Source organism: Coprococcus hominis (ex Arizal et al. 2022) (assembly GCF_040094675.1).
Taxonomy (GTDB): domain Bacteria; phylum Bacillota; class Clostridia; order Lachnospirales; family Lachnospiraceae; genus Coprococcus_C; species Coprococcus_C hominis.
In genome coordinates, this window is the sequence record NZ_JBBNHG010000031.1 from 63,950 (window position 1) to 77,644 (window position 13,695).

Genomic DNA, 13,695 nt, shown 5'->3' on the forward strand with positions numbered 1-13,695 from the left:
TATGAAACAACCAAACCGTATTATACAACTGAATAAAGAGATACGTGCAAACGCTGCAACCATAGTTATTGCAGCGGTTTTGCTGTATGTCGTAATCAGCGTCGTATCTTCGCTCAGCAAAGAATCCGTTACGATCTATCAGGTCAGCAAAGGCGATGTCAGCAATGATATTACCTTACAGGGACTTGCAATCCGTGACGAGGTTATCGTAAACACACAGAAATCCGGTTATCTCTGTTACTATATCACCGATGGAGAAAAAGTAAAAAAGAACTCTACTGTATGTACCATTGATGAGACCGGAGAGATCTATAATACTGAAAATAATTCTGACAGCAATTACAACGCACTGTTGTCAAGCAATGACTATGCAAGCATCCGTTCCCTGATATCTTCTTACAAGTTATCATACAGCGATGTAACCTTTTACAACGCGTACAGCTTCGAGACAAGCGCTAACAACAAGGTATTCGAGCTGACAAACGAAGTACTGATGCAGCAGGCAGGCTCCTCTGGACGCGGACTGTCTTCGGTCAGTGCCCCAGACAGCGGGCTTGTAACATATTACATTGACGGATATGAGAATTATCAGATTTCTGAAAAGATCAAAGCTTCCGATTTTGATAAAGCCGGATACGATAAAAAGGCGATGAAATCCGGGGATTATGCAGAAGCCGGTTCCACTATCGTGAAGATCATCCCATCCGAACAGTGGAACATCGTTGCGCCGATCTCACAGGATCAGCTTGCAGAATTGGACGGGCAGTCATATGTGAAGTTCCGTATCAACAATTCGAACTTTACGATTACGATGCCTTTTACAATTATTGAAGGTTCCGATGGCTCTTATATCAACATTGCCATCGATAAATATATGTCAAATTATCTGTCCGAGCGTTTCGTGACTGTGGAACTGATTCAGTCCGATGAGAGTGGTCTGAAGATTCCTTCGTCTGCACTTGTAGAAAAGCAGGTCTATCGGATTCCACTCAGCTATCTGTCTGCAGGCAGTAACCAAAGTAACGAGAACCGTCTCAACCTGCAGCGGACCGATGACAATGGGAACAAAACTATACAGCAGATGCAGCCAAAGATTTATAAGACAGACGAGAAATACGCCTATGTTGATCCAGAAGGCTTTGAGGATTCTGACATTCTGGTCAATATTACCTCGAATGCTACGATTGCAGCATCGTTGTTAGAATTATATCCACTGACCGGTGTTTATTTTGCCAATCAGGGTATTGCAGAATTCCGCCGGGTAACTGTGATTAAAACAATCGACGAATTTGTTCTGATTGAAAGTGGCGAAGAGCTGAAAGCCTACGATAACATCGTGCTGGATGCACAAAGTGTCACAGAAAATCAGCTTATATATTAAAAATTAGAAAGGTCTTGATCAAGATGCTATACGAAAATTATGAACAGGTAGTTGCAAATGTCAAAAAAGCGTGTGAACGCTCCGGCCGAAATTTTCAGGATATTACGATCATTGCAGTCAGCAAAACCAAACCATTATCCGATGTAGAGGAATTACTTTCACATGGTGTGATGGAATTTGGTGAGAACAAAGTGCAGGAGATGGTTGATAAATACGAACATGTATCCAAACCGGTTCACTGGCACTTAATCGGACATCTGCAGACAAACAAAGTAAAATATATTGTAGATAAGGCATGTCTGATCCACAGTGTGGATTCGGTGCATCTGGCAAAAGAAATTGAGAAGGAGGCTGCTAAAAAAGGGGTAGTTGCAAAGGTTCTTCTCGAAGTCAACATTGCACAGGAAGAAACAAAATTTGGAATCCGGGAGGATGAGGTTTACGCTTTGATTGACGCGATCAAGGATATGCCGCATGTTCATGTTATGGGACTCATGACGATCGCTCCATTTGTGGAAAATCCAGAAGAAAATCGTGTTTATTTCCGTAAAATGCATCAATTATCGCTTGACATAAAATCCAAATGCATTGATAATATTGATATGAGTGTTTTATCAATGGGAATGACCAATGATTATGAAATCGCCGTCGAGGAGGGCGCGACTATGATTCGTGTCGGAACCGCTATTTTCGGTGCGCGAAATTATAATATTTAATTAAGGAGAATAAGGTTATGGCAAAGGATGCAGGTAAAAAGAGTTTTCTGGATTTTTTCAAAGTCAAAAATATAGATGATGATGAAGATGAGTTCGATGACGATCTGTTTGACGACGATGATTATGATGACGATGACGACGATGATTACGAAGATGTAAAACCACGTGCATCGAAATCAAAACCATCTTTCAGCAAGCCAGCTGCACGTTCCGCTTCCAAATACGAAGCAGCTACACAGCAGGCATCAACTACACATCGGAGTACAGCAGGCAGTTCATCCAGTGGCAAACTGGTTGATTTCAAGGACTCCCAGAAGTCTTACAGCAGAAGCTCAGATTTCCGCAACCGTAGTGAAGTATTTGTAATTAAACCACAGGAGACAGATGAGGCACAGTCCGTCATTGATTTCCTTCGTGCAAACAAAACAATCGTGATAAATATTGAGGGCTTGGATGTCGCAGTCGCACAGCGAATCATCGACTATGTTGGCGGTGCATGCTATGCAATGGGAGGCTCTTTGAATGTGGTATCTTCCAACATATTTATTGCAACACCTCAGGATATCGAAGTATCCGGAGATTTGAGAGAGGAATTGGTTGGTCAGGATGCCCTGACACCATACGTACAGTACTAAACGAATAGGGGGGTTGGAAAGTTGCTTACACCAGTTGATATTCAACAGAAGAAATTTCATGTCGGTTTGGGTTACGACAAGAAAGATGTAAACACATTTTTTGACAGTGTTTCAGAAAGCTATGAATCCTTGTATCGTTCAAATGCGGAGTTAAAAGAGAAGGTCTCCATATTAAACGATACATTACAGAATTATCGTTCCAAAGAATCACATCTTGAGAAAAGCTTGAAGCGTGCGGAAAAAGACACCGTAGAGACTATCTCCAATGCAACAAAGGAAGCAAAGGAGATTATTCGTGATGCCAAAATTCAGGCAAACAACATTGTGTCTGACGCAGAGAAACGTCTGGAGCGTCTGGAAGATGAGATTGCATTATTAGAAGCAAAATACACCGCTTACAAATCTAATTTCTGTTCGTTACTGAAAAAGCAGTTTGAGTTCTTAGGCGAGCAGGATTTTGATCCATCCTCTATGATTGATGATCGTGCATGGACACTCATGGGTGGAGAGGAGAAACAGGCTTCCGCCTCTGCAGGTGACGGGTTTGGTGCCTACACCGGAGATCCTCAGTTGCGCGATGAATCTACATTGGGTGGATTTAATGGTGGATTTGGCAGTGGCGATACAACCAGCACAAGCGCTGTATATACACAATCTTTAAGTGCCGGAGAGAATTTTGTTGATCCTTTTAAGCCAAAGGAGCAAAAGGATTATAATCCATTTGACGCAAAGGGAAAAGGTTCAGAAGAGAAAAAATCTTCCTTGAAGGTTGCCAATTCCGCGGAAGAACGTAAAAAAATGAAGCGGGCAACTGTCGGAAGCTCCGAAGCTGCAGCAGCAGTTCAAAAAGCAAGGGAAGCCGCTGCTCAGGCAGCCAAAGCGCCGAAGCCGGAACCAAAACCAGAACCAAAACGGGAAGCGCGTCCAGAACCAGAACGTGCTCTAGAGCCGGAAGCAAAACCGGAGCCGACACCGGAACCAGCTCCAGAAAGAAAGCTGGAACCGGAAGTAAAACCAGAGCCAGTTCCAAAAGAGCCAGATATTGATGAGATTCCAACGATTTCTCATTTATCAGTGTCCGACGATGATACAGATACAGAAGAATCTGCAGAGAGCATCGAAGGCGAAGTAGAAGCAAAAAAGAACAACGGACCAGCGTTGATCGGAGAAGGCGAAGACGATGATGCCGAGACCGACGATGATGGATTTGAGTTCATCTAATCAAATATCGTATTACATACAGAAAGAAGAGTTACCATGAAGAATTTAACTGTCCATCTTGATGATAAGCCAATCTACGATATCGTATATGAAGAGAGCTTTGATGCCCTTCCCAGTATGATAAAAGAGCTTGGCTACAGTAACCGTAAAATCTGTGTGGTATCCGAAAGTCATGTAGCATCCTTGTATTTGGATGCTATATTGCTTTCTATCAAAGATGCCTGCACATATACTACATCCTTTGTCTTTCCAGAAGGAGAGGCAAGCAAGAATCTGAATGTTGTCAGAGACCTGTACACCCATCTGATTGAAGAGAAATTCGATCGAAATGATGTACTGATTGCCCTCGGCGGCGGTGTGGTCGGTGATCTGACCGGATATGCGGCCGCAACCTATCTGCGCGGTATCGACTTTATCCAGATTCCAACCAGCCTGTTATCACAGGTTGATTCCAGCATCGGCGGAAAAACCGGTGTGGACTTTGACTCCTACAAGAACATGGTCGGCGCCTTTCATATGCCGAAACTGGTGTATATGAACCTGTCTGTGTTAAAGACATTATCGAACCGCCAGTTTTGTTCGGGTATGGGCGAGATCATCAAGCATGGTCTGATCAAGAATGCCAATTATTTTACATGGTTGAAGGAAAACGAAGCACAGATTGCAGCGCTTGATCTTCCTACCGTTGGAGAGATGATCTACGAAAGCAACGTCGTAAAGAAAAATGTCGTCGAAAACGATCCGACCGAAAAGGGAGAGCGTGCACTGTTGAATTTTGGACATACTCTCGGTCATGCCATCGAAAAATACATGAATTTTGAATTTTTGCATGGAGAATGCGTGCTGATCGGATGTGCACTTGCCAGTATCATTTCCTACAAAAAAGGGAATATTACACAGGCAGAGCTGCGAGATATCCTACACAGCATGAAACCGTACCATGTACCAAAGCTGCCAGCCGACGCGAATTTTGCAACAATCGTATCCTATACGAAAAACGACAAGAAAGCCATCGGTGGAAAAATCAAATTTATTTTGTTAGAGACGATCGGACACGCGTATATCGACATGGATGTAAGCGAGGAAGATATGCTTCTGGCACTCAAAGAATTACAGGAAAGATATCAGGATGAATACTAAAAATAAAATCAAAATCTATATAATACCGATTCTTTGTATCGGTTTGCTTGTTGCATTCGATCAGATCACAAAATTCATCGTACGCACATCCTTTGCGTTATATGAATCACATCCGCTGATCAAGAATGTATTTCATTTAACATACATTCAGAATACCGGAATCGCATGGGGCATGTTCAAAAACGGCAGAATAATCTTCCTGATTCTGACCGTCCTTGTGTTGCTTGTCTGTGCAGGTATTTACGCAAAAATTCCAGAGAACAGGCGCTTTACCCCAATTCGTGTCTGTCTGGTGTTCCTTGTATCTGGCGCAATCGGAAATATGATTGACCGTATCTCTTTACATTATGTAGTGGATTTCTTTGATTTCCGGCTGATCAATTTTCCGATTTTTAATGTCGCGGATATCTATGTGACCGTGAGTATGATCGTGTTGATCTTACTGTGTGCATTTTACTATCACGACCACGAAATTGATGTGTTATTCTCAAAATCAAAAAAAGACTAAGATATTACAATATGGAAACTTACGAATTTACAATCGACGCAGCTTCCACAGACATCGGCACGCGACTGGACAAATATCTGACTGAACAGATACCTGACCAATCGCGTTCGTATATCCAGAAGCTGTTAGATGATAATTTCATAACTGTAAATGGCAAATCTGCCAAATCAAATTATAAGCTCCGGGCAGGCGATACGATCACAGTAGAGATACCGGAAGCAGAAGAATTAGACATCGAACCGGAGAATATTCCACTCGATATCGTCTATGAGGATGATGATATCATTGTCATCAACAAACCGAAGGGCATGGTTGTGCATCCGGCACCGGGACATACAAGCGGAACACTCGTCAATGCCCTGATGTACCATTGTAAGGATTCCTTATCCTCCATCAATGGGGTATTACGACCGGGAATCGTTCACCGGATTGATATGGATACGACCGGACTTTTAGTTGCCTGCAAGAGCGATCAGGCGCATCGTGTATTGTCCGATAAGTTCAAGGTACATGATATTCACCGTGTCTACACAGCGATCGTCTACAATCAGTTTGCCACAGACGAGGGAACGATTAACAAACCGATTGCCAGACACAAAACCGACCGCAAGAAAATGGCAATCGATCCAAACGGCAGACATGCCGTCACACATTACCGTGTGATTGAACGGCTAAAGCAGAACTTCTCCCTCGTGGAATGCGAGCTTGAAACCGGACGGACACACCAGATCCGTGTCCATATGGCAAGCATCAATCATCCATTGCTTGGGGATGAGGTGTATGGGCCGAAGCAGAAGCCTTTTGCCACACAGGGACAGGTATTACACGCAGGGGTACTCGGGTTCGACCACCCAATCACCGGAGAATATATGGAATGGCATGCAGACCTTCCAGACTATTTTCAGGAGATTTTGAAGCGGCTTCGATAAACGGACTTTTTTGACGCTTATAGGATATAAGAAGGGATTTTTATGAACACAATTATCCGGTAACGATTTATAATTTATAAAAAATTTTTCTTGACCTAAAGCTAAGTTTAGGTTGTATAGTAAACACAGAAAGGATGAATAAAGATAGTATTCATTCTTTTTTGTACGAGAAATAAGAAGAAATTTTCAGGAGGAACAAACGTTATGTACATTGAGAAAATCAACGGTCCAGAGGATGTGAAGAAGCTTTCAAATGACGAACTTACAAGCTTAGCGGCGGAAATGCGTCAGGCGCTCTTGAAGCGTGCGAGCATCCACGGCGGACATTTCGGTCCAAACTTCGGTATGGTAGAAGCAACGATTGCTTTGCACTATGTATTTGAATCTCCTAAGGATAAATTTGTGTTTGATGTATCCCATCAGACCTACCCACACAAGATGCTTACTGGCAGAAAGGATGCGTATCTTTACGAAGACCATTACGACGATGTATCCGGCTACAGCAACCCGGAGGAAAGCGACCATGACCATTTCGTGATTGGGCATACATCTACCTCTATCAGCTTAGCATGTGGTCTTGCAAAGGGACGTGATGTGCGGGGTGAGAGTGGAAATGTAATCGCAATCATTGGCGATGGTTCCTTGAGCGGTGGTGAAGCGTTAGAGGGACTTGATTTTGCATCTGAGCTGCAGAGCAACCTGATCATTGTCGTAAACGATAACGATATGTCGATCGCTGAAAATCACGGTGGCCTCTACCAGAACTTAAAGCTCCTGCGCGAGACAAACGGACAGGCAGAATGTAACCTTTTTAAGGCGATGGGACTTGACTATGTGTATGTTCATGCTGGGAATGATATTCCGGCGTTAATCAAGGCGTTTGAGAGCGTCAAGGACAGCGTAAAACCAGTTGTGGTACACATTCGTACCTTGAAAGGAAAAGGCTACAAGCTCGCCGAAACACACAAGGAAGAGTGGCACTGGCATCTGCCGTTCGATATCGAGACCGGCGAGGTAATCGCAGATTTTGGTGGTGAGGATTATTCCAGCGTTACCTGTGACTACTTGATGAAAAAAATGAAAGAAGATCCAAGTGTTGTGACCATCACATCTGCCACACCGACGGTAATGGGCTTCACGGAAGATAAGCGAAAGGAAGCGGGCAGACAATTCGTGGATGTCGGAATCGCCGAGGAAACAGCTGTGGCACTCGCCTCCGGTATTGCGAAAAGCGGTGGCAAACCGGTCTACGGCGTATACAGCACATTTATCCAGAGAACCTATGACCAGCTGGCGCAGGATCTGTGTGTAAACGGCAATCCGGCAACGATTCTGACATTTTCTGCGTCCATCTATGGTATGAACGATGTCACACACCTCGGCATCTACGACATCCCTATGATGGCAAATATCCCAGGACTTGTCTACCTCGCACCAACGACAAAGGAAGAGTACCTTGCCATGTTAGACTGGAGCATCGCCCAGACAGAGCATCCGGTTGCCATCCGCGTACCAGGTGGCGCATTTGTCTCTGACGGTAAGGCTGTCACAAAGGACTTCTCGAAGCTGAACAAGTACGAGATCACAAAGCAGGGCAGCAAGGTTGCAATCATCGGTCTTGGTTCATTCTACGGACTTGGTGTAGAAGCAGCCGAAGCACTGAAAGAATCAACTGGCATCGAAGCAACCATCATCAATCCATATTATATTACCGGTCTTGATGAGGCTATGCTCGAAGACCTGAAGGCAAACCACGATGTGGTTATCACACTCGAAGATGGCATCTTGGACGGTGGTTTCGGTGAGAAGATCACCCGGTTCTACGGAGCTTCTGATATGAAGGTATTGAACTTCGGTATCAAGAAGGAATTCCTCGACCGTTACGATGTAAATGACGTATTAAAGGACAATCATCTGACTGTGGAACAGATTGTGGATGATGTGAAGAAGTGTCTGTAATGTAAATAACGATACACACGGAAAGAGATAATTATTTCTATTGGAATGATTATCTCTTTTTTATTTCATTGCACCAGCAAGAAAAATGGCTTATAATTAAATTATTATTGATTCTGAAGCAGAAAAGCAAGCAAGAAAAACACATATAAATGGAGAACAACATGGCAGATATCATCAGAAAACATATCATATTTCACGGAAGCGTACAGGGTGTTGGCTTCCGGTATTATTCCGAGCACAAAGCAAACCAGCTGCGGCTTACCGGCTGGGTAAAGAACCTCTATAACGGAGATGTCGAGATGGAAGTGCAGGGATCGGAAGCAGCCATCGATGAGCTGGTCACATTCCTCGCCGGACGACGCTTCGTCCAGATCACAGGGATGGATGTCAAGAAACTGGATGTGGTGGAAGAGGAGCGGAGTTTTGGGATTGACTAATCCGCATCCAAAATTAATTTAATCACACGCAATAAAGCTGTGTATCTGTTATGGGTACGCGGCTTTATTGTATTTATGAACTTATTGTGTTCCATGGATATTTTTATTGTTTCTTGTAAATATTTGTAGTAAAATTATTATATTGGTGGGGATTATTATTGGGGAGATTTTATAATAATCTGAATTTTCTTAAATAAAATCCAAAAAAATGATTATAAGTCCGTTTTTATGTACAGTTGATAGTGTATTATACTCAAAAAGAGGATAAAGTAAACAAATCAAACGGATATTTTTACAAACGCTATAAAATTATATTTCCAATATGGTTAAATTAAAAATGTTAAATAGAATATATTTACTTAACATTTCAATATGATTATACATTTGGATTATATCTATATCAATCCTCTCTGTCAAATTTATTTTTGTTTTAATAGAATATATTTAAGGTGATGTATTGACTTGATGTGATCTATGTGATATACCATAAATACAATCAAACGAAAGGAGGATTTTAAAATGAAGTTTCAATTATCATTCAACTTAAAAAGCTGCGTCTTACCAATTGACTACCGTAGATGCATATTGTCATTCATCAAGCATTGCCTGTCAAACGCAAATGGTGGCAAATATTTTGCTGACTTCTATGGACCAGCCAAAGAAAAAGCTTTTTGTTTCTCGACTATCTTTGACCAGCCAAACTACACATCAGATCATATTGAGGTTACAAGCCCGAAAATGTCAATGGTATTTTCCACCCCAGATACGAGAACCGGATTTATTCTGTATTCAGCATTTGCGGCACAAAAGGGAAAATCATATCCTTTACCATTGGAAAATCGTATGACTTTAACCCAAATAACCCAATTAAAAGAAGATGTCGTTCGAGGCAATAAATTATTAGTCAAAATGAGCGAGCCATTGTGCATTCGGAGTCATAATCCTGAAACAAACAAAGACTGGTACTATTCCTGTAAAGCCGGAGACCAGTTTATGTCAGAATGCCAGAGAGTAATTTCATATGAATTACAGCGTGCCGGCTTCTCAGAGAGCTTATCTCAAGTATCAATGATACCGATAAATGCCAGAAGCATCGTTATAAAAAATTACGGAATCAACATTGAGTGTTCTATCGGAGATTTTGAATTAACTGGGAATTCTACGGCTTTGGACTATCTGTTGAAAGCAGGAATTGGTTCCCGCCGATCCAGTGGCTTTGGAGTTGCAAAAATAATCGCTCAGGAGGAGGTGTGACTAGACTATGAAAACAACAATAGAACATCCGTTATATGACACATTGCTTCTTCCAACCGAATGGCGCTATTCCGCGGCAATCGTTGGTTTAATTCGTTTTTTTGATTTCATCGAAGAGACGGAAGGCAAGAAGCTATATACATATACAAATAATGAGGATAAAGATCGATATGCTGTGTATTCCGATATATGCGGCTACATACAGGGGATTCTATATAACAGCACAGATCTGACAGAAGAACGATACTTACTATTTTGTGAAAACTGGTATGACAGGGAATTTCAGCACCGAAATGTAGAAGCGTTGTTAACACATATCCAAAAATTTTCACAAGATAATATAAATGATATTAATTCTTACCTAAATGGAACTTCTTCGAATACCGTTATGAAGAAGATATTTAAAGGCATAAAATTCGATGGGACAAACACGGACACCATCCTTAATCTAATCGATGAACATCGACTGGAAATAATTAAAGAAACCTTTCGTTATAAAACAACGATGTATCGAAATTTTGCGAACACAAATAAACTGATGTCTGACACGAATCCACATTGTCGTTTACTTAGCTATGATCTTGATGAAAATAGAAAAAGCAAAGCTGCATCTTACTATTTTGATACTTCTACATTTATAGCAAGCGATATATACGAATTTGATTTTATACCATTTGCATTTACTTATACGAAAATAGGTTTTTTCGTAAACAGCAATACTTCCATTGAGGCACTTGTCAAATGTAATAATCAATTAAAAGAAAAAATGGATGTAGAAGAGCAGATTATCAACAACCGAGTGATTCGCGATGGCGACCAGACGAAACTGATTAAGGCAATGTTACACTCAAACGATTTCTTAAATTGCGATGTGGAGATTATATGCAAAGACCGTGAACAGGAATCTTTTGATACAATGCTGATTCGAAAACAGGCATTGCAGAGATTGAAAAAAATATACGATAATTATAATTTACGCTATGTACATAAATACAACTACAATTATTGGTTAAATGTTGAGGAGGAACTTATCCGCTGTTGCTTAAATTATACATATTTGGACAAGCTTCTTGAACAGCTATTATTGCTTAGTCGTATAGATACAGAGAGCAGAACGATTCAGATTATACAACCATTGGTACAAATCAATATGGAATGGAAAGGAGTGAACCAAACTATGCAGGATACAATTGAGCGAGCAAAAAAGGTAGGGTATTATATTGGAAAAACAATCAAAGAGAAAAATGGAGAGAACAAAGTGAAAAGTTACAAGAACAAATTGATAAATGCTACGGTTTCCCACGATCGTGAGCGTGTTCTCGAAATTATGCTTCAGTTATCTGGTTATACAGACGGTGAAATATCTACTATTTATGATATTCTTGACAACCCTGACAATTGGTCAGATATCGCAATCAGTTTTACAAATGCTATGATTCCATACACCAAGAAAGAAAAGGAGGAAAATTAATATGAAGAAAAACGCTTTAACATTAACAGTTGTTGCCAACATGACAAGTAATTATGGTGAGGGACTTGGTAATGCATCCAGTGTCCAGAAAATCTATAAGAATCAAAAAGAATATGCTATGCGTAGCAGAGAAAGTCTGAAAAATGCAATCTGCGTACAAGCCGGATTGTATGATGACTTGGAGACATCTTTGGACAAGGTAATGCAGAAGAAAGTTACGGAAGAATTAAATGCTTCCAATTGCCGTGCCTTAGAAGGCGGTTATATGTCTACACAGGGATTGACTTATGTTCGGAACAGTTCTTTCTATTTGACAGACGCTATTGCGGTTGATTCCTTTATAAATGAGTTACGTTTCCATAATAACTTATATCTGGCAAGCACACATGCCAAAAACAATAATCTCAGCATTCAAAATGATGCAGCAGAAACAGGTCTCATGCCATATCAGTATGAATACGACAAATCACTGAAGGTTTATAGCATTACAATTGATTTGGATAAGATCGGCGTTGACGAGAATTTCCACGCAGAAGCTGATAATTCAGAAAAGGCATTTCGTGTAAATGCTATCTTAGATGCAATTGCCAACCTTTCTTTGGTCGTAAAGGGAAATCTTGATAATGCTGAACCATTATTTGTGATTGGCGGCTTATCCTGCAGAAAAACACATTTCTTCGAAAATGTGGTCAATGTAAAGAACGCATCCCTGATTCTTGAAGATGGCATCAAAGAAAAGTTGCACAGTGAGAAGGGAGATTTCCATGCCGGCGTTTTGAAATGCGGTATCTTTGCAAATGAGAATGACATTGTCAGAGAATTAAACGCTATGCAGACTGAAGATTTCTTTAAGCAGCTTAAAGATCAGGTTAACTCTTATTACGCATAGTAAGGGGGAGTTTTTATGAAAGCACTACGCATCAGGCTCACACAGACTTCTGCGAATTACCGAAGAGAAGAGACGATTGATAACCGTATGACATATCCATTGCCTCCTTATTCAACCGTTATTGGAGCGATTCATAAGGCTTGTGGATTTACCTCTTATCATCCTATGGATATAAGTATCCAAGGAGATTATCAGAGCATGCAGAAAGAAGTCTATCTTGATCATTGTATATTAAATTCTCTGCAAAACGACAGAGGTATCCTTATCAAGATGTGCAACAGTCAAACTGTATCAAATGGATATGTGAAGGTCGCTGCTGCAAAAAAATCGCAAGGGAACGATTTTCGCAAAGGAGAATATATCGACGTATATCATCCTGAATATTTAGACGAATACCGTGCACTCAAAGATCTGGCAGATAAGATAGGAGCTTACAAAAAAGATAAATTAAAACCTTTTCTTGAGCATGTAAAAAAGCACCGGCAGTATTTAAGCGATTTGAAAAAGGTTCTGAATCCTTCTACTGAGCAGACAAAGATTCAGGCGCTATCAAAGCAGGAAGCCAAGTGGAAAACCATAGAGAAGAATGTTAAAAGGAATGTAGAAACGTATGAGAGAGAACATTACAAATATCCTATATCTCTTTTTCGTACTCTGACTACTGCACCAAAAACGTACGAGACACTTTATGGAATCACATTGATTTTACATATTCACGCAGATGATGATACCCTTGCCTGTATCTATGATCACATCGATGATCTTACATCAATTGGTAGAAGCGAAGATTTCGTAAATGTAGAAGAGTGCAGTTATACAGAATTAAAGGAAATTGATGATAACTACACATGTGACATGCATATGTATATTCCTTCAAATGCACTTTCAGAAGCTATTGATTCAGATAGTATCAATTTGAATGGACAAAACGGAATTCCCGGCTGTGGAACTAATTTTTTACTCAATAAAGATTATGTCCTTGCAGACAATAAACGTATCTTTAATAAAAAATTAGTATGCTATGTCTCAAAATTCAACATATTTGATGCAGTCAGCGGAATATATGCAGATGATAATTCAAATATTGTAGCACTTGTATAGTAATTAATAATTTAACCAAATTGGAATTTGAATCAAAATCTGACAGGAGGTAAT

13 protein-coding genes are annotated in these 13,695 nt (G+C 40.7%); all 13 read left to right on the forward strand.

Features of this window, described 5'->3' with window-relative positions:
* The first annotated feature begins 1 nt into the window (after position 1).
* The 13 genes from AAAT93_RS05900 (at position 2) to cas5 (ending at position 13,641) form a co-directional block, all read left to right on the forward strand.
* Positions 2–1,381, forward strand: a complete 1,380-nt coding sequence (locus tag AAAT93_RS05900) for an HlyD family efflux transporter periplasmic adaptor subunit (protein ID WP_117780907.1) — start codon at positions 2–4, stop codon at positions 1,379–1,381.
* Between the two features lie 23 nt (positions 1,382–1,404).
* The gene (locus AAAT93_RS05905) at positions 1,405–2,097 is read left to right on the forward strand and encodes a YggS family pyridoxal phosphate-dependent enzyme (RefSeq protein ID WP_021985511.1); all 693 of its coding nucleotides are present in this window, start codon (positions 1,405–1,407) and stop codon (positions 2,095–2,097) included.
* Between the two features lie 17 nt (positions 2,098–2,114).
* On the forward strand, positions 2,115–2,732 hold the full coding sequence (locus AAAT93_RS05910; protein ID WP_021985512.1) for a cell division protein SepF: 618 nt from the start codon (positions 2,115–2,117) through the stop codon (positions 2,730–2,732).
* A gap of 21 nt (positions 2,733–2,753) precedes the next feature.
* The gene (locus AAAT93_RS05915) at positions 2,754–3,953 is read left to right on the forward strand and encodes a DivIVA domain-containing protein (protein ID WP_227572802.1); all 1,200 of its coding nucleotides are present in this window, start codon (positions 2,754–2,756) and stop codon (positions 3,951–3,953) included.
* 36 nt (positions 3,954–3,989) lie between these two features.
* Positions 3,990–5,093, forward strand: a complete 1,104-nt coding sequence (aroB, locus tag AAAT93_RS05920; protein ID WP_227572803.1) for a 3-dehydroquinate synthase — start codon at positions 3,990–3,992, stop codon at positions 5,091–5,093.
* Positions 5,083–5,601 carry a signal peptidase II gene (gene lspA / locus AAAT93_RS05925; RefSeq protein ID WP_021985515.1) on the forward strand — a complete coding sequence of 173 codons (519 nt, stop codon included), beginning with the start codon at positions 5,083–5,085 and terminating at the stop codon, positions 5,599–5,601. The genes aroB and lspA overlap by 11 nt, the downstream gene beginning before the upstream one ends.
* 11 nt (positions 5,602–5,612) lie before the next feature.
* A complete protein-coding gene (locus tag AAAT93_RS05930) occupies positions 5,613–6,530 on the forward strand; it encodes an RluA family pseudouridine synthase (RefSeq protein ID WP_227572804.1) in 918 nt (305 codons plus the stop codon).
* 204 nt (positions 6,531–6,734) lie between these two features.
* Positions 6,735–8,489: a 1-deoxy-D-xylulose-5-phosphate synthase gene (locus AAAT93_RS05935; RefSeq protein WP_196019872.1), complete on the forward strand. Its 1,755-nt coding sequence runs from the start codon at positions 6,735–6,737 to the stop codon at positions 8,487–8,489.
* A gap of 161 nt (positions 8,490–8,650) precedes the next feature.
* Positions 8,651–8,926, forward strand: coding sequence for an acylphosphatase (locus tag AAAT93_RS05940; RefSeq protein WP_227572805.1), 276 nt, complete (start codon positions 8,651–8,653; stop codon positions 8,924–8,926).
* Between the two features lie 519 nt (positions 8,927–9,445).
* Positions 9,446–10,180, forward strand: a complete 735-nt coding sequence (locus tag AAAT93_RS05945) for a CRISPR-associated endoribonuclease Cas6 (RefSeq protein ID WP_227572806.1) — start codon at positions 9,446–9,448, stop codon at positions 10,178–10,180.
* A 7-nt stretch (positions 10,181–10,187) separates the two neighbouring features.
* Entirely contained in the window at positions 10,188–11,651 is a 1,464-nt protein-coding gene (gene cas8a1, locus AAAT93_RS05950; RefSeq protein WP_227572807.1) for a type I CRISPR-associated protein Cas8a1/Csx8, read from the forward strand.
* A 1-nt stretch (position 11,652) separates the two neighbouring features.
* Positions 11,653–12,540: a type I-B CRISPR-associated protein Cas7/Cst2/DevR gene (gene cas7i, locus AAAT93_RS05955; RefSeq protein WP_227572808.1), complete on the forward strand. Its 888-nt coding sequence runs from the start codon at positions 11,653–11,655 to the stop codon at positions 12,538–12,540.
* A gap of 15 nt (positions 12,541–12,555) precedes the next feature.
* On the forward strand, positions 12,556–13,641 hold the full coding sequence (gene cas5 / locus AAAT93_RS05960; protein ID WP_227572809.1) for a CRISPR-associated protein Cas5: 1,086 nt from the start codon (positions 12,556–12,558) through the stop codon (positions 13,639–13,641).
* The last annotated feature ends 54 nt before the right edge of the window (positions 13,642–13,695 follow it).